18 protein-coding genes are annotated in these 20,383 nt (G+C 62.5%); 7 read left to right on the top strand and 11 right to left on the bottom strand.

The features are described 5' to 3' along the window. Positions 1–26: 26 nt before the first annotated feature. Complete coding sequence (gene rplQ, locus D3P04_RS18875) at positions 27–452, top strand: 50S ribosomal protein L17 (protein WP_119751422.1); 426 nt, start codon at positions 27–29, stop codon at positions 450–452. A gap of 230 nt (positions 453–682) precedes the next feature. Here rplQ and D3P04_RS18870 read toward each other — a convergent pair whose 3' ends face one another. Genes D3P04_RS18870 through D3P04_RS18860 form a run of 3 tightly spaced genes read right to left on the bottom strand, consistent with a single transcriptional unit; the run spans position 683 to position 3,751 of the window. Beyond that, positions 683–1,333, bottom strand: coding sequence for a glutathione S-transferase family protein (locus D3P04_RS18870; RefSeq protein ID WP_119751421.1), 651 nt, complete (start codon positions 1,331–1,333; stop codon positions 683–685). A gap of 19 nt (positions 1,334–1,352) precedes the next feature. After that, positions 1,353–2,264, bottom strand: a complete 912-nt coding sequence (locus D3P04_RS18865; RefSeq protein WP_119751420.1) for an extensin-like domain-containing protein — start codon at positions 2,262–2,264, stop codon at positions 1,353–1,355. After that, entirely contained in the window at positions 2,261–3,751 is a 1,491-nt protein-coding gene (locus D3P04_RS18860; RefSeq protein ID WP_119751419.1) for a L,D-transpeptidase family protein, read from the bottom strand. The genes D3P04_RS18865 and D3P04_RS18860 overlap by 4 nt, the downstream gene beginning before the upstream one ends. A gap of 148 nt (positions 3,752–3,899) precedes the next feature. Here D3P04_RS18860 and D3P04_RS18855 point away from each other — a divergent pair, with 148 nt between their 5' ends. Continuing rightward, entirely contained in the window at positions 3,900–5,216 is a 1,317-nt protein-coding gene (locus D3P04_RS18855; RefSeq protein ID WP_119751418.1) for a TRAP transporter large permease, read from the top strand. 206 nt (positions 5,217–5,422) lie between these two features. On the opposite strand, the gene D3P04_RS18850 is transcribed toward D3P04_RS18855, so the two are convergent. The 7 genes from D3P04_RS18850 to D3P04_RS18820 form a co-directional block, all read right to left on the bottom strand. Next, positions 5,423–6,553: a site-specific DNA-methyltransferase gene (locus tag D3P04_RS18850; protein WP_119751417.1), complete on the bottom strand. Its 1,131-nt coding sequence runs from the start codon at positions 6,551–6,553 to the stop codon at positions 5,423–5,425. An 89-nt stretch (positions 6,554–6,642) separates the two neighbouring features. Further along, positions 6,643–7,275, bottom strand: coding sequence for a ribonuclease HII (locus D3P04_RS18845; RefSeq protein ID WP_119751416.1), 633 nt, complete (start codon positions 7,273–7,275; stop codon positions 6,643–6,645). Next, positions 7,272–7,751 (bottom strand): ureidoglycolate lyase, encoded by a 480-nt coding sequence (locus D3P04_RS18840; protein ID WP_119751415.1) that lies wholly within the window; start codon positions 7,749–7,751, stop codon positions 7,272–7,274. The genes D3P04_RS18845 and D3P04_RS18840 overlap by 4 nt, the downstream gene beginning before the upstream one ends. Positions 7,752–7,775: 24 nt before the next feature. Further along, the gene (locus D3P04_RS18835) at positions 7,776–9,509 is read right to left on the bottom strand and encodes a glycosyl transferase family 90 (RefSeq protein ID WP_119751414.1); all 1,734 of its coding nucleotides are present in this window, start codon (positions 9,507–9,509) and stop codon (positions 7,776–7,778) included. Beyond that, positions 9,509–10,717 (bottom strand): MFS transporter, encoded by a 1,209-nt coding sequence (locus D3P04_RS18830; protein WP_119751413.1) that lies wholly within the window; start codon positions 10,715–10,717, stop codon positions 9,509–9,511. Before D3P04_RS18830 ends, D3P04_RS18835 begins: the two co-directional genes overlap by 1 nt. A 196-nt stretch (positions 10,718–10,913) precedes the next feature. Beyond that, the gene (locus tag D3P04_RS18825) at positions 10,914–12,170 is read right to left on the bottom strand and encodes a lytic murein transglycosylase (RefSeq protein ID WP_119751412.1); all 1,257 of its coding nucleotides are present in this window, start codon (positions 12,168–12,170) and stop codon (positions 10,914–10,916) included. Positions 12,171–12,271: 101 nt separating this feature from the next. After that, positions 12,272–12,601, bottom strand: coding sequence for a hypothetical protein (locus tag D3P04_RS18820; protein ID WP_232845086.1), 330 nt, complete (start codon positions 12,599–12,601; stop codon positions 12,272–12,274). A gap of 63 nt (positions 12,602–12,664) precedes the next feature. Between D3P04_RS18820 and D3P04_RS18815 the strand changes: the two genes are divergently transcribed. Together D3P04_RS18815 and D3P04_RS18810 are read left to right on the top strand one after the other, a co-directional pair. After that, the gene (locus D3P04_RS18815; protein WP_119751410.1) at positions 12,665–13,135 is read left to right on the top strand and encodes a YbaK/EbsC family protein; all 471 of its coding nucleotides are present in this window, start codon (positions 12,665–12,667) and stop codon (positions 13,133–13,135) included. Positions 13,136–13,170: 35 nt separating this feature from the next. Then, on the top strand, positions 13,171–13,989 hold the full coding sequence (locus D3P04_RS18810; protein WP_119751409.1) for an aldo/keto reductase: 819 nt from the start codon (positions 13,171–13,173) through the stop codon (positions 13,987–13,989). Between the two features lie 133 nt (positions 13,990–14,122). Here D3P04_RS18810 and D3P04_RS18805 read toward each other — a convergent pair whose 3' ends face one another. After that, positions 14,123–14,911, bottom strand: a complete 789-nt coding sequence (locus tag D3P04_RS18805; RefSeq protein WP_119751408.1) for an alpha/beta hydrolase — start codon at positions 14,909–14,911, stop codon at positions 14,123–14,125. A gap of 258 nt (positions 14,912–15,169) precedes the next feature. On the opposite strand from D3P04_RS18805, the gene D3P04_RS18800 reads away from it, so the two are divergent. From D3P04_RS18800 to D3P04_RS18790, 3 genes are read left to right on the top strand one after another with little or no spacing between them, the layout of a single operon-like run. Beyond that, on the top strand, positions 15,170–16,231 hold the full coding sequence (locus tag D3P04_RS18800; protein ID WP_119751407.1) for an efflux RND transporter periplasmic adaptor subunit: 1,062 nt from the start codon (positions 15,170–15,172) through the stop codon (positions 16,229–16,231). Continuing rightward, positions 16,228–17,328: an efflux RND transporter periplasmic adaptor subunit gene (locus D3P04_RS18795; RefSeq protein ID WP_119751406.1), complete on the top strand. Its 1,101-nt coding sequence runs from the start codon at positions 16,228–16,230 to the stop codon at positions 17,326–17,328. Before D3P04_RS18800 ends, D3P04_RS18795 begins: the two co-directional genes overlap by 4 nt. After that, positions 17,325–20,375, top strand: a complete 3,051-nt coding sequence (locus tag D3P04_RS18790) for an efflux RND transporter permease subunit (protein ID WP_119751405.1) — start codon at positions 17,325–17,327, stop codon at positions 20,373–20,375. The genes D3P04_RS18795 and D3P04_RS18790 overlap by 4 nt, the downstream gene beginning before the upstream one ends. Positions 20,376–20,383: the final 8 nt, after the last annotated feature.

Genomic DNA, 20,383 nt, shown 5'->3' with positions numbered 1-20,383 from the left:
CAAAAAGACGTTAATGGAGAAATGAAATGCGTCACGCCCGCGGCTATCGCCGCCTTAACCGTACTCATGAGCATCGCAAGGCGCTGTTCGCCAATATGGCCGGCTCGTTGATCGAGCATGAGCAGATCAAGACCACGCTGCCCAAGGCCAAGGAACTGCGCCCGATCGTTGAAAAACTGATCACGCTGGCCAAGCGCGGCGATCTGCATGCGCGCCGTCAGGCTGCTTCCCAGCTCAAGCAGGATATCCATGTCGCCAAGCTGTTCGAGACGCTGGGTGAGCGTTACAAGGACCGTCAGGGCGGCTATGTCCGTGTGCTGAAGGCCGGTTTCCGCTATGGCGACATGGCTCCGATGGCCATTATCGAACTGGTGGACCGCGATCCGGATGCCAAGGGTGCCGCCGATCGTGAACGTCTCGACGCCGAAGACTCCGCCGAAGACGATAGCTGATCCGCTCCGATCATCAGGAAATCAGATCAACCCGTCGCTGATTGCTCAGCGGCGGGCTTTTCGTTTGTGCCATTGATCGGGTAATGCTCCCGGAACATGTCGCGCCTCCCCGGATTCGTGTCCTTTCCTTTTCCCCTTCTTCTTTGTCCAAATACCTCGGGGGTCCGGGGGTTGGCCCCCGGCCATCGCGGGACGCAAAAACCGGCGTTTCCGATTCAGCGCGACAGGCTCTAATCCGCAGCTGCCTTGAAAACGGCCAATTGATCGGCATAGGCCCGTTGATAGGCCGGCCGCGCTTCGCCGCGGGCGACATAGGCAGACAGGTCCGGATATTCCTCCAGTAGACCCGAGCCTTCCAACCGCCGCAGCACCAGCACCATCATGAGATCACCGGCACTGAACGCGGCGCCGTCAAGCCATTCGCCGTCGCCAAGATGGCTGGAAAGCTGATCCAGCCGGGTGCGGACACGGTCCCGCATAAGAGGCAGGCGTTCCTTGTGCCAGGGTCTGTCACCCTCTGCATATGGCGCCTGTTCCAGTTCGACGATCGGCGGTTCCACCGTATTGAGCGCGGCAAAGAGCCATGTGATCGCACGTGCCCGCGCATCGGCATCATCCGGAAGCAGGCCGGCATGATGCTGCGCGATATGGAACAGGATCGCCCCGGATTCGAACAGGGTAAGACCGTCTTCCTCATAGGTCGGGATCTGCCCGAAAGGATGGCGCGCAAGATGGGCGGGCTCCTTCATCGCCCTGAATGACAAAAGGCGAATCTCATAGGGCAGCCCCACCTCTTCAAGCGCCCAGCGGATACGCATGTCACGTGCCAGACCCTTGCCACCATCGGGCGAGGATTCAAAGGCGGTGATCGTGATCGTCATGGTTTCTCACCCCCGCGGGTTACTGGCACAATCTCCAGCCATTCTTGCGCGAGATTACATCAAGATGCAGATGGTCGTCATGCGCCGCGTTCGATCCCGGCCCGAGCACGGTAGAGAAATACAGACAGGCCGTCGCCCGTGCCGCGCGTTGGAACGCCTCGTAAAGATCGCCGCTATCCTCGCGCGGTTCAACCGGAACGGGCGGGCCCTGGTCGAAGACGAAACCGGCGATGTCGATCGCATTGCCAAGCGCATGTTCCGAGAGTTTCGGCTGGTTCTCTCCGGTTCCGTTCCGCGCCCGACAGTCGTAATGCGTACCAAGCTGCAACGCAGTCAGCCGTGGTGAGCCGGGAAGACTGACCGATGCCGGGCGCAGAAACTCCTGTGCCCAGAACCCAAGCGCCCGCGCGGTATCGCAGCGCATGATCGCACCGCCTTCAAGTTCGAGCCCGGGCAGGATTTCGGTCACATGCAAAGGTTTTGCGATGCCGCAATCCGGATTGTCCTTTTCGGTGATTTCGGGGCGTTCTTCATAGACGGTTCCCAGATGCGAAAGCGCCAGCCGGCAGGCGGCATATTCCTGATCGCTTTCGCGTGGGCGTTCGCGTGCCGTTTTGGTCCCGCCATTCTTTTTCTTCTCAACCCTATCTTTCTGTGATCCGGTCCCGTCTTCTTGCCCGTTTTCGTCCTGCGAGATATCCGTTCCCCGCGGCCAGATTCCGTCCGTCAACCCGGTTGCAGAGGGTTCAGTTGCAGAAGGCCGGGTTGCCGAGGGATCGTCCGGCGTTTCCACGGGCTTGTCGGGCGGCCTTGTCCCGCGATTGTAAGCCCCCTGATCCTCGGCGGGTTTAGGGGCTGGTTCCTGTGCGTGAACAGCTCCGGCAAGCATCAGGGCAACCGCCGTGCCGCAGAGCTGCCGCAGCGGGATCATGGCATATCTGCCGGGGCTGCCGGCAGAACGAAACCGGATTCCGGCAACGCATCGGAAAGCGCCTTGCTTAGCGGATCATCCGCAGGTGCCGCAGGCATTGGCTGGGCAGTGTCCGGGACATCTTCTTCCGAGGTGTTTTCATATAGCGGTTGCTCCGCAGGAGCGGGAAGCGTCGCGGGCGCGGCGGAATTTGCGCCGATGGTTTCGGTCGTGGTGACGGCACGGATGATCGCGGCGGCAAGCGGTGCGGCGGCATTTGCCGGGACCTCTGTGTTGCCCGGTGTCATGGCGTCGTCCGGCCCTGTCATGGATGCGACCGGCGTGCCGCTTCTGCGCGGTGGCCGGGTCGCGGACAAAAGGACGGGCTGCGGGGCTTGCGCCTGCATCGAGGTTCCCGCGACACCGGCGGCCACAGTTGTCGCGGTGGCGGCCGGATCCGAAACCGCGCCGCTTTCGGGGGCTGGCACGGCGCCTGTCACATCGGCGATCGTCACCCCCGGCTCCAGAAATTCGACCTTCGTCTTGCCCGGTATCACCAGCCCGGCCAGTTCCCTTGCGTCCCAATTGGTCAGGCGCACGCAGCCATTCGACTGGTTGTGAAACAAGCGCGAGGGCGTGGGCGTGCCGTGAATGCCATAGGTAGGTTTGGTCAGGTCGATCCAGACATTGCCGACCGGCCCGTTCGGTCCGGGCGGCACGATCAGCGGTTTGTCATTGTCGCCCTGCCTGAAATTCTTTTCCGGGTTATAGGTATAGTTCGGGTTCAGGGCGACGGTGACCACGACGTGATTGCCCGAGGGCGAGGGCGTCGCGTCCGAACCAACCGTTGCCGGATAATCCACGATCATCTCGCCATTGCTGTCATAGGCGGCGACGCGGCGGCTTGCCTTGTCCACGATGATCCGCGTGACCTTGGTCTTGATAGGCTTGGCGGGGGCGGTGACCCGGATCGTCGCGCCGGGTTTCAGCTCGATGCCGGGATTGAGGAAGGCGATGAATTTCTCGTCCATGTGAAACCGTTCGCCCAGCTTTTCGGCGATGCTGGTATAGCCCATCGCGGTCATCGCGGCCTTTTCCGCGTAATCGGCGGGGATCTCGGCAACCAGCCCCTCGGCGTCCTCCTGGGTGATCTGATATTCCATGGTCTGCGGCGATGTGGAATATGGCAGCAACAATTGCCAGACCTGCGGATCCATCCGCCCGTCGACGGGCAAACCGGCGCGGCGCTCGAATGCCATCAAAGCGCTTTCACTCATCCCGCCCTTGTAGCCGTCAATGACCCCCGGAGAGGTTCCCGAGCGATCCAGCAAGACCTGAATCTTCGCCGTCAGGGCAGAGCGGCCCGGAGGCAGGTCGCCGCCCTGATAACTTGCCGTATCGATATCCGAGGCGCCAAAAACGGGCTGGCCATCCTGCGCAAGCGCCGGGGTCGCGGTGACTGCAAGGGCAAGCAACACCAGAGGGAAACGCCGGGGTAGAAAGGTCATTCATCTCTCCATCCATGTCAGAGGCACTTTCCACTTTCTGGTCCAAGAGTTCCAGAGGCCGCGCGGTTCAATTTTAGGTCAGGGGCGCGTTGTCGCACAGCCGATCCACTGCTATGCCGGTGCAGATGGTCAACGGGGACGGAGATATATGGAACCATCCTTGCTTGGCCTGATCGGGATCGTGATCCTTCTGGCCCTGCTGGCGCTCAGGTTTCCGGTCGCCCCGGCAACTTTCGTCATTGCAATCTGTGGCATCGGCCTGACAAGCGCCAGCAGCGGCGCCGGGTTCTTCCGGTGGCTGGCGGCAATTCCCCGCCTTCTGCGGGACGGGCTTCACCCCGAAGCGATAGGGATGCTGTTCCTGTTCGTATTGCTGGGCAATCTTGCATTCTATGCCGGGATCTCGACACGGGTATTCGACGCTGCCCGGGTCTGGTTGCGAAACCAGCCGGGCGGGCTTGCCATTGCGTCGGTACTGGGGTGCGGAGGTTTCGCGTCGCTGTCGGGCTCATCGGTCAGTTGCGCCTCGACGATGGGACGGATCTGCCTGCCCGGGATGCTGGAGCAGGGTTACGATCCAAGGCTTGCCGCCTCTTCGGTTGCCGTGGGGGGAACGCTGGGATCGCTTATCCCACCTTCGATGCTGTTCATATTCTATGGATTTCTGTCCGGGCAGTCCGTGGCGACGTTGTTCATCGCCGGAATCCTGCCGGGGCTTCTGTCGCTTGCCGGCATGATCGGGGTCATTGTCTGGTGGGTCCGCGAGGAACCCGCCGCCGCCCCCGGCCCGGTTCGGGTTTCCGCCAGCGGCATGCAGGCGATGGTTGCCCTGTGGCCCCCGATCGCGTTGCTGAGTATCATTATCGGCGGGCTGTTCCTTGGGATATTGTCGCCGCTTTCCGCGGCCGCGATCTGTGTCGGGCTGACATTTCTGATCGGCCTGTGGCAGGGGCGGCTGCCCGGTGACATGCTTTGGATCATTCTGCGGGATTCCGTTCTTCAGGCGGCTTCGCTCGTGCTGGCACTGGCGGCGGCGATGCTGTTTCTTGCCTTCATCAATGACACCGGCATCGCCGGCATCATGGCCGAGCGGCTGCACAGCAACGGCATGTCCGCCCTGAGCGTGATCGTGATCGCGGCGGCGATCCTGCTGGTCATGGGCATGTTCATCGAGCCGCTGGGGATCCTGATCATCTCGCTGCCGGTCCTGTTGCCGCTGATGCAGGTCTACGGGATGGATCAGATCTGGTTTGGCGTGATCGTCGTGAAGCTGCTTGAGATCGCCCTGATCACCCCGCCGGTCGGGCTGAATGTCTTCGTCATCAGTGGCGTTGCGCGAAATGTCACGAGTGAGCAGATCTTTGGCGGCGTCGCGCGTTTTCTGTTGGTGGACATATTGGTGCTGACGGTCCTGATCCTGTTTCCGGCAGTGTCGCTGCTATTGCCACGCATGATGGCGGGGTGATGCCTGGGTAAAATGGGTTGAGGACAGGGCTCTGGCTCGTCGCACGCGGCCCGGCTCGCCGGATTATCAGGATGAAGAAGCGGGCTGGAAGTGGTTTCAGGGCCGCATTACGGGAACGAAAAGGCCCCGCCATTCACATATGGCGGGGCAAGGCGGTTCCGCCGCCGACGTCGTGATGGCGGAACTGCGGCGAAATCGTGGATGACTCAGCTGGGGCGCGAAACCTCGCCCTCCATCTCGGCGCGGATCTGCTGACGCAGGATGTCGATGGGGATCATCTTGCCTTCACGGCGGAAATGCCAATAGGTCCAGCCATTGCAGGAGGGCGCGCCTTCCAGCGCCGCGCCGACCTGATGGATCGAACCCTTCACGTCATTCCCGATCAGGCTGCCATCGGCGCGGACCTTGGCCTTGTGACGGCTGCCGATGGAAAACAGTTCCTCGCCGGGGCGCAGCATGCCGCGTTCCACCACCTGACCAAAGGGGACACGCGGTTCGGCCCGCTTCGCCTTGGTGGTGGCAATCGCCTCGCTGTCAAAGCGGCGGATGCGGGACAGGCGCTTTTCGGCGACCTTGCGATAAGATTCCTCGCGCTCGATGCCGATGAAATCGCGGCCCAGCATCTTGGCGACCGCGCCGGTCGTGCCGGTGCCGAAGAACGGATCGAGCACGACATCGCCGGGATTGGTGGTGCCGACCAGAACGCGGTGCAGCAAGGCTTCGGGCTTTTGGGTCGGGTGAGCCTTGTCACCCTGATCATCCTTCAGACGTTCGCCACCATTGCAGATCGGGATCACCCAGTCCGAACGCATCTGCACGCCTTCGTTCAGGGATTTGAGTGCCTCGTAATTGAAGGTATATTTCGAGCTGTCCGATTTGGCGGCCCAGATCAGCGTCTCATGCGCATTCGTCAGGCGCTTGCCGCGGAAATTCGGCATCGGGTTCGATTTCCGCCAGATCACGTCATTCATGATCCAGAAGCCCTGATTTTGCAGTTCGGCGCCAACGCGGAAGATATTGTGATAGCTGCCGATCACCCAGATCGCGCCATCGGGCTTCAGCAGGCGGCGCGCGGCGGCCAGCCAGTCGCGGGTCAGTTGGTCATAGGCGGCATAGCCTGCGAACTGATCCCATTCGTCATCGACGGCATCCACGCGGGAATTGTCGGGCCGGAGAAGATCCCCCCGAAGCTGGAGATTATAGGGCGGATCGGCAAAGATCAGATCAACGCTACCCTCGGGCAGGGAATTCATGATCTCGACACAATCGCCCGCCAGAATTTGGTTCAGCGGTAGGGAACACGCGGCAGCCGCGCGCTTTTCTTTGATCTTCGTCATCTCTCGTGCCTCTGCATGCCGGATTTGCCCGGTCTGGTATGGACACCAAGATGAGTCAGGAGTGATTCGGCGTCAATTTCTTTTTTAAATCAATTGCTTGTAGTTCCATCTTTACACAAGATATTGTGGACGGGCCTGAAGGAACGTCTATGGTGAGGGGTCACCCCAAGATCTAGAAGCGCCTGTTTATGGGCCGGAGTCGGATAGCCCGCATTCACCTCCCAGCCATAGCCGGGGTGCTGTTGCGCCAAATCCACCATGATGCAATCGCGCAACAGCTTCGCCACGATCGATGCCGCCGCAATGGTCAGAGAGCGGGCATCCCCTTTGACGATTGCTTCGGCCGGAACGGTCAGATCGCGCGGGATGCGGTTGCCGTCGACAAGCACATGATCGGGCCGTTGCCGCAATCCCGAGACGGCGCGGCACATGGCCAGATGCGAGGCGTGATAGATGTTCAGCCGGTCGATCTCTTCCACGCTGACATGGGCCACCGACCAGTCGCATTGCTGCATGATCTGCCTGCCGAGGGTTTCGCGCCGCGCAGGCGTCAGCTTCTTGGAATCGTTCAGGCCGTCAGGGATATTTTCGGGATCCAGCACGACCGCCGCCGCGGTCACCGGACCGGCCAGCGGACCGCGTCCGACCTCGTCCACCCCGGCGATGATACCGGCGCCATTTGCCAGGGCGGCGAGTTCGAAGCTGAAATCGGGCAGGGTCATCCGGTGATCGTGACCGGGGGAATGGGGGTTTCCTCCAGATTCACGCCCTCGCCCTCGCGGTCGACGACAAGGAATTCGGCCGGGCGGTCAAGCGGAGTCAGAACGCCATGCCAGACGCCTGCGCGCAGGTTGACCCCCATGCCCGACGGAACCAGAAAGGCGCGGGGCGCACCGGGGCGGCCATCTTCGTCGGGGGCCACGACCGAAAGCCACGGGTCGGGGCCAAGCGGCATGAAGGCCTGCGATCCAAGCGGATGCCGTTCCAACAGGGCGCAATCATAGGGCAGGCTGACGGGCTCCGAGCGGAAAAGCGAGATGATCGCCTCTCCGCCGCCGCGTTCAACCGTGGCCAGCGCGTGATGGCGTTCGCAGCGGCCCTCGTTGATCAGCTTGTCGGGGGATGGGCGCAGCGTCAGCAATTCTCCATAAGGGGCGAAGGCCTCTGCGGTGATCGGCTCGGCTTTGATGCTTGTCATGTGATCTCCTCTCTCGGGCGGAGATTATCCTTTGCGGGCCAGCCCGTCGAGAATGCGGTGCTTGATCGCGCGCATCAGAGCAGGGTCGGACAGCAAGGCGACCTCTTCCCGGGCTGCGTGGGACATCTCTTTGCAATCATTGGGATTTCTGCGCGCCCATTCGAGTTTTTCACCCAGATCGCCGCAATATCTCTGTAATGGTATATAGTGTTTCCACGGTTTGAAACGTCCCGAGAAATAGGCTTCCCAGCCGTCCTCCTCTTTCAGCAGGACCGAACGGCTGTTGATCATCGGAATGAAATTCGAGCCGTGATCGAAACCGGTCATGCAAAGCTGATAGCGGAAATCATGGAAGAAGCCCGGCCCCTCGCGGCGGGTGCAAAAGGGGGAAAGCAGGGGATCCTTCGCGAAATGGCGGAAGCTCCATGCCAATCCGATGCGGATGTCGCAATGGGGATGGCCGAACCAGCGGCGCACGACGGCCATGCGGTTGGTGCGGCATAATCCCTGCCATGCGATTTCCCGCGCCTGCGCATCGTTACCGGCCGCCGCCATTTCTCGCATATATCGCAATGAGGAGCGGCCGGGCCGGATCCCGTCGCTATACTCGTTTCCCGAGATCATGCCGCGCCAGACCAGTTTGTCCTGCTTGTCCTCGAAGAGCGTCCTGTCCGGGCAGGGCGTGACATAACCCCGATGTCCCGGCCCCATCATCTCGGGCAGGGGCCACAGGATGGCATTGCCCGCGCCCTCGCGGCGGTTATGGCAAAGAACCGGCTTGTCCAGCGGCGCCCCCGGTGTCGCGCCAAGCCAGCGGGCGTCCTCCATATCGATATTCGCCGCATCGCGACGCCCAAGGCCAAGGATGTCGTTGATGACCGCTTCGGCGCGGCGCTGCTTGAAATCCAGCGTGGGATCGGCCAGAGCGATCTCGCCGCGACCGCCGGGCAGATCGGTAATGGCGACCGGACAGGCATGGCCCGCGCGGTCCAGTACCTGCGTTCCGCCATCCCATTCGCAATAAAGCGGGGACAGCCCGGCGAGATTGCCGGTTCCGGGATCGCAATGACCCTTCAGGCAGAAGCGGGCGACATCCTCGACGAATTCCTCGGCCCGCTGCGGCGGGGTTTCAGGGGCCGGATCGAACATGCGCAGCAGCGTTCGTTCGATTTCCGGCTCCTTGTTGAAAAACCACCCGCTATGGCGCGGCGATTTGGGCATCGGCAGGATCGGGTCAAGGCGGCGGCGCAGATCCTCCAGCGTGTCGGTTTCGGTATCCACCCGGATCAAGGCGGGATCGTCACCGAAATACGTCTCGACGGCATCCAGATGTGCCTGCCAGTCTCGCGTCCAGAGGTCGGGCAGTTCTGCTTCGCTTACGCCATAATGCGCTGCATAGGCCTTGGTTGTCGTACCACTCTCGGCAACCATGCGGTCAAGAAGCCAGGCATCCGGTTCGCGCAGGGTCAGGATAAACCGCGCATTCGGGAAATATTGGTGCAGATAGGCAAAGCTGCGCCAACTTTCCAATGGCGGTTTCCACCAGGGTTTGAGACGGTACAGGCCGGTGAACAGCCGTTTTGTTGGCCAGTCGCGCAGCGGTGCCTGCCCGGTCGCCTGCGACCAGGCGATATCCTCGGCAAGTTTGCCCTGTTCATCGTAAACATAATCATATCCGTTCAGCCCGAACAGGCGGGCGATCCGGCGGGCACCGCATTGATCGGGGCTAATATGGAAAAAGACGGGCTCTTGCGGCATCAGCCCCTCAGGCGACCTTGCGAGGGTAACAGGATGGCCAGCAGACCAAGGACCGGCAGGCCCGAGCAGTACAGAAAGACCTGCTGGATGCCATATATGTCGGCCATTCCGCCAAGCGCGGCGGCCGCGATGCCGCCCATGCCGAAGGCAAAGCCAAAGAACAGCCCGGCGATCATGCCGGTCCTGCCGGGAACCAGTTCCTGCGCAAAGACGACAATGGCCGGAAAGGCAGAGGCCATGATCAGCCCGATCACCACGGCAAGTACCGCGGTCGGGATCAGCCCGACATGTGGCAGTGCCAGTGTGAAGGGCAGGACGCCGAGGATCGAGAACCAGATGACGCGCAGCGGCCCGACCCGGTCGCCGACGATACCGCCCAGCATCACGCCTCCGGCCATGCCTGCCAGGAACAGGAACAGCATTACCTGTGCCCCCTGTGCTCCGAGACCGAATTTCTCGATGGTGAAGAAGGTGAAATAACTGGTCATCGCCGCACCGTAGATATTCTTGGCAAAGGTCAGTAGCGCCAGCACGACGATTGCCTGAATGACGACATTGCGCGGCAGTTTCAGGGTGGTATCGGGCTTGGTCGTCGATGCGCGCCTGCGTCCTTCGGCCCAGTTCCCGACCTGATAGAGCGTTGCGACGCCAAGCGCGGCAGCCACCGCAAACCATGCAACCGCAGGCCGGCCCAGCGGAACCACGATGAATGCCGCCAGAAGCGGTCCCAGCGACTGGCCGAAATTGCCGCCAAGCTGGAACAGGGATTGCGCGGTCCCGAACCTGCCGCCCGAGGCAAGGCGCGCCACGCGCGAACTTTCGGGATGGAACACCGCCGAGCCGATCCCGACCAGCATCGCGCCGGTCAGCAATGTCCAATATTGATGCGCAAAGGCAAGCAGCAGCACGCCGCAAAAGGTCGAGCCCATCCCGATCGACAGCGAGCGCGGCTGCGGGTGCCGGTCCGTGGCGATCCCTATCAGTGGCTGCAGCAGTGAGGCAGTGACCTGAAAGGCAAGGGTCATGACGCCGATCTGCGTATAGGATAGCGAGAATTCCTCGCGGAGCAGCGGATAGATCGCCGCCAGCATCGATTGCATGACGTCGTTGATCATGTGGCAGGCACTGATCGCCACCAGAACAGTCCATGCCGTACCGGTTCCGCGTAACGGCGAAGGGGTTGTAGGCTGAGTGATTTGCACGGTCATGACGCGCCCTCGATCCGCAGATTGTCAATGCGACATTGCCGCAGATACCTTAATCCTTGCAGAATACGCAAGATGTGGATGCGATTTCGTCGTCTCTTCCGACACCCGAGGCCCGTGGCGCTGCGCGGCTGGCCAATGCGAAAGGGCGGACCTCTCGGCCCGCCCCTTTTTTCGCGCCTGATGTTCTGATGTGTCGTCAGCGGCGAAGCTGATCAAGCACGATCGAGGTCGGATATCCGTCCGGTGTCACGCCGATCGAGCGCTGGAAGGCCGCGACGGATTCCATCGTGCCCGAACCGAACAGCCCGTCGATTTCGCCGTCATAGAAGCCCTTGGCCCGCAGGCGCCGCTGAATTTCCTCGCGCTCCGAACTGCTGAGCGTGCGATCATTGCGCGGCCAGCTTCCCTGGATACCCGCGCGCCCGGCAATCCGTTCGCCCAGGAAAGCGACGCCAAGGGCATAATTGTCCGAGTTGTTATAACGCAGGATCGACCGGAAATTGTCGAGGATCAGGAAGGCAGGGCCGTTCGCGCCCGCTGGCATGATGATCGAACCGTTACCCGAAGGCAGGCCTCCGCCGCCCATCCGCCGGACCCCCTGCGAGGCCCATGTGCCGGTGGACTTCCGCGTGCCCTTGCCGATCTGGCTGTAATTGAAGCCGGACGGAAGCTGAACCTCGGCCCCCCATGGCTGCCCGCGCTGCCAGCCGTTGCGCGCAAGATAAGCTGCGGTCGAGGCAAGCGCATCGGTCGGGTCCTCGGACCAGATGTCGCGGCGGCCATCGCCGGTGAAATCAACGGCATATTCCAGATAGGAGGTCGGCATGAACTGGGTATGCCCCATGGCCCCCGCCCAGCTTCCCAGCATATGCGCGGGGTCGATATCGCCGGCCTGCAGGATCTTGAGCGCGGCGATAAGCTGGTTCTGGAACATCTCGCCCCGGCGGCCGTCATAAGCCAGAGTGGTCAGGGACGGGATGATCTGCATCTTGCCGCGGTTGGCGCCGAAATTCGACTCCATCCCCCAGACGGCCAGCACGATTTCGCCCGGCACGCCATAGCGGGATTCGATGGCGTTCAAGGTGCGCGAAAGCTGGTTGCGTTTCTGCTGCCCGGTCGAGATACGCGAATCCGATACGGCGCTGTCCAGATACAGCCAGACCGGGCGCGAGAATTCGGCCTGCTTGCGATCCAGCCTGATCACGTCGGGATTGTAGCGCGCGAACTGCATGGCGCGATCGTAGGTCCCCGCCGAAATGCCCGAGGACAATGCGCGGGACCGGAAAGACTGGACGAAACGCTGCAATCCGGCCTCGTCTCCCGGCGCGGCGGCAGGGATCGGGTCGGGCGTGACCGATCCGCCCGAACTGCCCGAATTGCTGGCATAGGGGCCGGCACAGGAAGCTATGGCGGAGATCATGGCCGCGGAAAGGATGAACCGTGAAAATGTCATGTCGTTTGCCTGTTCGTGACTGCTGCTGTTCTTATTGTGATCGAGTGTAACGAAACTGTGGTCAGTTGGATAGAGGCCGAAAGCGAATCGGCGGAATCCGTTCACTCATCGGCATTGCTGCCGTCACATCCTTTGAAAAACGGCTGCATCTGCGCGATGATCACCGCATTCTCCTGCAATGCGCGATCCATCAGGGCGCGTTCCTCCTCGTCGATCTCGTGCCCTTCGTCCAGCCGTTCCTGAAGCGTGCCGTATCCGGTGACGTCCAGCGGGGCCATCTCGGCCTGTTTCAGGATCGCGACGGTTTCGCGCACAGCCTCGGCCTCATCCTTGCCCGAGGCATAGCACATCAGTGCCGCGCCGGTCGAACCATCGGGAAGGCCGTCGCCCTTGCTGCGCCCGACCTCGACAAGCAGCGTGAAGACTTCCATCAGGGCTGTTCCTTCCATTTGGCGCGGGATAACCTTGACCGCAATTGACTACAGGAGGGACGGATGAGCAAGAGTTTGGCCCGCGTCAAGGCCGCGCTCGATACGGCGGGGGAAGCGGTCGAGATCGTGGAAATGGGAGAATCCACCCGTACCGCTGCCGAGGCCGCCGCGGCGGCGGGATGCGAGATCGACCAGATCGCCAAATCGATCATTTTCCGCGGCGAAATCACCGGGCATGTCGTCCTGTTCCTGACCGCGGGCGGAAATCGTGTCGATCCTGCCAAGGCAGCCCGGGTTGCCGGACAGCCTTTGGGCAAGGCCGACGCGGCTCTGATCCGGGCGGAAACGGGTTTCGCGATCGGCGGCGTGGCACCGGTTGGACATCTCAGACCTGTCGAGGCATGGTACGATCCGCGCCTGTCGGAATTCGACAGGGTCTGGGCGGCGGCGGGCACGCCACGCCATATCTTTGCAATTGCGCCGCAGCGGCTTGTGACGCTGGCCGGCGCGAAAGAGGCGGATTTCGTCGCCTGACAAGCGATTTCCGGATATCGAAGAAGGAATGCGAGATGCAGCAACCCATGATGACGCTGAATGACGGGCGGAAGATGCCTCAACTGGGATTGGGGGTCTGGAAGATCCCGGCGGAGGAAACCGCCGGTGTCGTGGCCGAGGCGTTCGGGAACGGTTACCGGCTGATCGACGGCGCCAAGCTTTACGGCAATGAAGAAGGGCTTGGGCAGGCGGTTCGCGACACCGATATCCCGCGCGAAGAGATCTTCGTCACCTCGAAGCTCTGGGCCGATCATCACGGGCGCGACAAGGCGTTGCGGGGCTTCGATGCCACGATGGAACGTCTTGGGCTGGAATATCTGGATCTCTATCTGATCCATTGGCCGGTGCCTGCACAAGATCTGTATGTCGAGACATGGCGGGCCTTGGTCGAATTGCGCGATTCCGGGCGCGTGAAATCCATCGGCGTCGCGAATTTCCACGAGCCGCATCTGCGCCGTCTGGTCGACGAAACCGGCACCGTGCCAGCGGTGAACCAGATCGAACTGCACCCGGCATTCGCCCAGACCCATCTGCGCGGGGTGAATAAAAACCTTGGCATCATTACCCAAAGCTGGGCGCCGCTGGGCCGGGGCGCGGATTTCGACGCCGTGTCCGGTATTGCCCGGCGGCTGGAGGCCACGCCCGGGCAGGTCATCATCGCCTGGCATCTGGCGCATGGCCTGTCGGTGATCCCGAAATCCAGCAATCCCGAACGTCAAAGGCAGAATTTCGCGGCGCTGGAATTGCGGTTGAGCGATGCGGATATCGCGGCCATCGACGCGCTCGACCGGGATAACCGCACCGGCCCGAATCCCGACGAATTCACCGGTTAGCGCAAGCCTCGCCCGCTCTGGAAACTGCCCTTTCTTCTTCTTTGTCCAAAGACCTCGGGGGTCGCCGGCGGGTCGCGCCGCTGGTTCAAGAGACCAGCCGGCGACGGGGCTGACCCCCTGCCTGTCGCCTGGATCAGCCCAGCAACCTGCATGTCAGCGGGCTGTTCGGCCGGGTAAGCGCCTCGATCACGTCGTAATGGTGGCGGCCCGGATCGATGACGCAGTCGGTGGCCGCGCCCAACCCGGCCCATATATCCGCCAAAAGCCGCGCCTGCCGCAGGAATTCGGGCCGCTCGGCGCCGCCGACCCATGTCGTGACCGGAATATCCGGGCATGGCGTCAGCAATGCGGGGCTCTCGCTTCGTGCCTCGGCCATGTCGATGGCCAGGACATCATTCATCGCGGTCCGCATCATCGCGCGCAGATCGGCAAGCGGAGAAATCGGCACGCATGCGGAAATGCGGGCCGCCACCCCGCCGGGCAGGGTGCCGTCATCGCAGATCATCCGCGCGGCCAGATGTCCCCCGGCGGAATGCCCGGTCAATGCGACAGGCCCGGCGATCCGTCCGGCCGCGTCGGAAATGACCGATGCGACCTGCCGGGTCATCTGCGCGATGCGCGCGCCGGGGGCAAGCGTGTAGCCGGGCATCAGCACCGCCCAACCCCGTGCCACCGGCCCGGCGGCCAGATGCGACCAGATCGCGGGACCGGTTTTCATCCAGAAACCGCCATGAATGAATACCGCCAGCCCCTTCGCCGTGTTCTCAGGCAGGAACAGATCGCCGCCGTCGATATTTTCCTGGCGCGCCGTCTTGCGAAAGGCGGCGGCCTCGGCCTCCCACCTTGCCGGGTAGTCGTTTCCGCCGGGAATATGCGCGGCATTCGCATAGGCGTCGTCCCAATCTTCAACCTGATACAGCATCCGCAGCCTCTTTCCGTTTCCGTTGAGTGTTGCCATTGTTATCACCCATATCAAGCCGGGCGAAATGGGGGCCGGTTTCGGTCATGGGCGGATTTCCGATGCCGGACCCATGACATGCGATGGATGGACCCGCCCGAGTCTTTCGGAACACAAGCCGGGATCTGCCCAATTTTGCAAAAAACCGATATGACGTTGCGACAAGGGACTTTCCATTAGCGAGTTCCCAAAGCAAGAATACGTGGTTAACGGGGCACTGCCATGATCAACAGATATCTTGCGCCAATCCTGATTGCATTTCTGCCGGTGTCCATCGGCTGGGCCGAAACGGACAATCTGCGGGTCGAATTCGTGACCGCCGAGAAAAAACCCCTGCTGCTCGATTTGCGGCTTTCGGGGACGATGGAAGCAAGTGACAGCGTCGATCTGGGATTCCGCCAAAGCGGGCGTATTACCGAAGTGCTGGTCGAAGAGGGGGATCATGTCGCGCAGGGCGATCCGCTGGCCCGGCTTGATTCGGTGCAGCAGGAACAGGGGCTGAACGTGGCCGAGGCCAGTCTTGCCGCCGCCCGTGCGACTTACGAACAGGCAAAACAGGCTGCCGACCGGGCAAACGCCATGCTGGAACGCGGTGTGGGAACGCGCGCGGCCCGCGATCAGGCGGCGCAGGCATTATCCGAGGCGGCAGGGGCGGTCGAGCGTGCCGAAAGCAGCGTCGATCAGGCGCGCCGGGCTTTGGACGAGGCGGTGCTGCGTGCGCCGGACGATTCGGTGGTGACGGGGCGCGATATGTCGCCGGGGCAGGTCGTGGGTGCGGCGCAGCCGGTGGTGTCGCTGGCCAGCGTGGGCGGACTTGAGGCGGTGTTCAACTCTCCGGATCATCCATTGCTGGACAGCGCGATGGGGGCCGAGGTCAGCCTGACCACGATCGACGTCGAAGGTCCGGAAATGACCGCGACCGTGACCGAAATCGCGCCGCTCGTCGATCCGGCCACCGGCACGGTCACGGTCCGCGCGAGGATCGAGAACGGCCCGGAAGGCGTGGCTCTTCTGGGTGCGGCTGTCCGCGGGCAATTGCGGGTGCATAGCGATAGCGGCATCGTGGTGCCCTGGACGGCACTGACCCGGCAGGGGAAGACGGCGGCGGTCTGGATCGTGGACGAGCAGGGAGAGGTCAGCCTTGCCCCGGTCGAAATCAGTCATTTCTCGGATCATGGCGTGTATCTGTCAGCCGGGCTCGAGCCTGGGCAGATCGTGGTCGGCGCGGGCTCGCAATTGCTTTACCCGGGACGCGTCGTGGAAGCCGCGGGGGGACAGCCATGATACGGATGACGGTACTGGCCTGCGCGGCGATGGTGGCGGCGTTTCCGGCCGCGGGGTTCGAATTGCCCGACTGGCTGGGCTTTCGCGGCGAGGCTGCGACCGAGCAGCCGCCGCGCCCGGTCGTCACCGAGATCGTCGAGGATCGCGGTGACGATGCCCGTTCGCTTCCCGGAACCATTGCCTCCAAGACTCAGGTGACGATGGCGTTTCAGACCCTTGGCCGGATGATATCGCGTCATGTGGAGCTTGGCGATGCCGTCGAGCAAGGCGCGCTTCTGGCGGAATTGGCGACCGAGGATCTGGCGGCCACCACCCGCGCCGCCACTGCCGCGGTCGATGCCGCAGAGGTGCAGCTTTCCACCGCCCGGACCACGCTGGAGCGGACACAGGCGCTGGCCGGGCGTGGTGTTGCGTCGGACGCGCAGCTTGAACAGGCGCAGCGGGCCATGGCCGCCGCGCAGGCCACAGCCGATCAGGCGAATTCGGAGCTGATCCAGGCGCAGGATGCCGAGGGCTTTGCCAGAATGACCGCGCCCTTCGCCGGAGTGGTCAGTGCGGTTTACGAGGCGCCGGGTGCGGTGGTCGACGCAGGTGGCCCGATCCTCCAATTATCGGCGGAAGACGGGCGCGAGGCATTGCTTGACCTGCCTGAATCCGCGCTTGCGGCATTGCCGGACAATGCCGTGTTCACCATCTGGCAACGCAGCGCGCCGGAACGGACCGTCACCGCGACGCTGGACCGGATCGAGCCGCTGGCGGATATCGCGACCCGCACCAGAAGGCTGCATCTGACATTGCCGGCGGATGCGCCTTTCCGGCTGGGCACGCTGATCCGGGCGCGGGTCGGCACACCGGGCGAGCCTGCACTGACGCTGCCCGACGCGGCGATCTTTCAGCAGGACGGTCAGCCGCATGTCTGGCGGGTCAGCCGTAAAGGAGAGATCGGGCAGGTTCAACCGGTGCCGGTGGGCATCGGACTCAGTTATCGTGGCCGGGTTCTGGTCACGGATGGGCTTGCCATCGGCGATGAGGTGGTCATCCGCGGCGTGAATTCGCTGGAACCCGATCAGAAGGTGGGACGGAGGGTCGAACCGTGAGCCGCTTCAATCTTTCGGACTGGGCGCTGCGTCACCGCAGCTTCGTGTGGTTCCTGCTGGTTCTGTCGCTGCTTGCCGGGGCGATCAGCTATATGAATCTGGGCCGCGAGGAAGATCCGAATTTCACCATCAAGACCATGGTGATCTCGGCCGCGCTGCCGGGAGCGAATATCGAGGATACCCTGAAGCAGGTCACTTCGCGTATCGAAACCAAGCTGGAGGAGCTGGACGAACTGGATTTCACCCGCTCGGTCACGATGCCGGGGCAGGCGGTGGTCTATGTCGAATTGCTGCCGACCACGCGCGGCCCCGAAGTGCCCGAGATCTGGCAGCGCGTGCGCCAGATGATGTCCGATATCCAGTCGGAATTTCCGCAGGAATTTCAGGGCTTTCAGTTCAATGACGATTTCGGCGACGTTTTCGGCAATATCTATGCGTTCACGAGTGACGGCTTCACGCTGCGCGAAATGCGCGACCGGGTCGAGACGATCCGCAAGCGCGTCGCGGCGCTTCCGGCTGCCGGCAAGACCGAGCTTCTGGGCGTGCAGGACGAACGGATATATCTTGAATTCTCGACCGCGCGGCTGGCGGCGCTTGGCCTGAATCAGCAGCAGGTCATGGAGACGCTGGCCAATCAGAACGCGATCGCCCCTTCGGGCGTCGTGCAGGACGGCCCCGAGCGGGTCCTGGTCCGTGTCGGCGGGCAGTTCGATGACGCCGATTCCATCTCTGCCGTCAATCTTCGCGTCGGCGAGCGGTTCTTCAATCTGGGCGATGTGGCGACGATTACCCGGGGCTATGAGGACCCGCCCGAAGCTCTGTTCCGCTACAAGGGACAGTCCGCGATAGGTTTGCAGATCGGGATGCGCGAGGGCGAGAATATCCTTGAATTCGGCAAGGAGCTTGATCTTCTGATGGACGGTGTGGCCCGCGACCTGCCGGTGGGGATCGAAATGGCAAAGGTCGCCGATCAGCCGCATGTCGTCGACGAGGCCGTAGGTCATTTCGTGCAGGCCCTGGCCGAGGCGGTGATCATCGTCCTGATCGTCAGCTTCGTCAGTCTTGGTTTCCGGGCCGGGTTCGTCGTGACGCTGACCATTCCGCTGGTTCTGGCGATCACCTTTGTCATACTTGAGCTCTACGGCATCACCCTTCAGCGGATCTCGCTGGGCGCTCTGATCATCGCGTTGGGCTTGCTGGTCGATGATGCGATGATCGCGATCGAAACCATGATCTCGCGGCTTGAGGTCGGGGAATCCCTTTCCAGGGCGGCAAGCTATGCATGGACCTCGATCGCCTTCCCCATGCTGACCGGCACTCTGGTCACGGTGGCGGGGTTCATTCCGATCGGCCTGAACAATTCGGCGGCGGGTGAGTTCACCTTTTCGCTGTTCGTGGTCATCGCGGTATCGCTTCTGATCTCGTGGATCGTGGCGGTGCTTTTCGCGCCGCTGCTGGGCGTGACCTTCCTGAAGGAAAATCTCGCGCATCATCAGGAACGGAAGGGCTGGCTGCGCCGGGGGTTCCACCGGCTCCTGCGGGCGGGAATGCGGTTCAAATGGGTGACCATCGCTGTCACTCTGGCGATATTCGGGATCTCGCTATGGGGCATGCAATTCGTCGAACAGCAGTTCTTCCCCGATTCCGACCGCACCGAAGTGCTGGTCGATATCGGCGAGCGGCAGAACGCCTCGATCACCAAGACCCGCGAGGATATGGATCGTCTGGAAGCGCATCTTGCCGATAATGAGGACGTGCTGTTCTGGACCTCCTATGTCGGGCGGGGCGCGCCGCGCTTCATCCTGTCGATGGATGTGCCCACGCCGGGGCCGCATATGGGCCAGATCGTCATTCAGACCCCCAGCGCCGCCGCCCGCGACAGGGTCAAGAACATGCTGAACGACCTTGCTGTCACGGATTTCCCGGGCGTCGATATCTATGTGAAGAATCTCGAGATCGGGCCGCCGGTGGGCAAGCCGGTGCAATATCGCGTCAGTGCCCCCGGTACGGATCAGGCCCGCGATGCCGCGCGGGGACTTGCCGCCGTGCTGGCATCCGAGCCGCGCCTGCGCGATATCGCGCTGGACTGGAACGAGCCCGCCCGCGTGATCCGGCTCGAGGTCGATCAGGATCAGGCGCGCAAGCTTGGCGTGTCGGGGCAGGATATCTCCGAGGCGCTTTCGGCGGTGTTCTCGGGCAAGACGATAACGCAGTTGCGGGACGATATCTTCCTGATCAATGTCGTGGCGCGCGGCGTCGATACGGACCGGCAATCGCTGGATTCGATCCGCAACCTTCAGCTTCAGACGGGATCGGCCGGAAATATTCCGCTGATGTCGGTCGCCAGCCTCGAATACGATACCGAGCAGCCCCTGATCATGCAGCGCAACGGTCTGCCGACGGTGACCGTCAAGGCGGCGATCAATGGTGCCGATCAGCCCGCGACGCTGGTGCAGGCATTGGATGGCGCGGTGTCGGATTATGCGGCCACGCTGCCCGAAGCGGTCAATATCGAAATAGGAGGCTCGGTCGAGACCTCGGGCGACAGTCAGGAGCCGATCGCGGCGGTCGTGCCGGTCATGCTGCTGATCATGGCGCTGCTGGTCATGGCGCAGATGCAAAGCATCCGCCTGTCGCTGATCGTCTTTGCCGCCGCGCCTCTGGGGCTGATCGGCGTCGTCGCCGTATTGGTGCCCTTCGGCGTGCCGATGGGTTTCGTCGCGATCCTTGGGATATTGGCGCTTATCGGCATCCTGATCCGCAATTCGGTCATCCTCGTTCACGAGATTCAGGTGCTTCTGGAAAAAGGCAGGTCGAAATGGGATGCGGTATTCGAGGCATCGGACAGCCGCGCCCGGCCCATCCTGCTGACAGCGGCGGCGGCTTCGCTGGCGCTGATTCCGATCGCCCGGCAGGTGTTCTGGGGACCGATGGCATTCGCCATGATGGGCGGCATCATCGCGGGTACGCTGGTGACGCTGATCTTCGTTCCGGCGCTTTACTGCGCCGTGTTCGGAGTGCGCCAGCCAGAGGCAGAGGCCAAGTGATCGCCACC

The sequence above is a fragment of the Paracoccus onubensis genome (assembly GCF_003591515.1).
Lineage (GTDB): Bacteria > Pseudomonadota > Alphaproteobacteria > Rhodobacterales > Rhodobacteraceae > Paracoccus > Paracoccus onubensis.
Note: the sequence above shows the minus strand (reverse complement) of the source record. Positions and strands in the feature narration are given on the sequence as shown.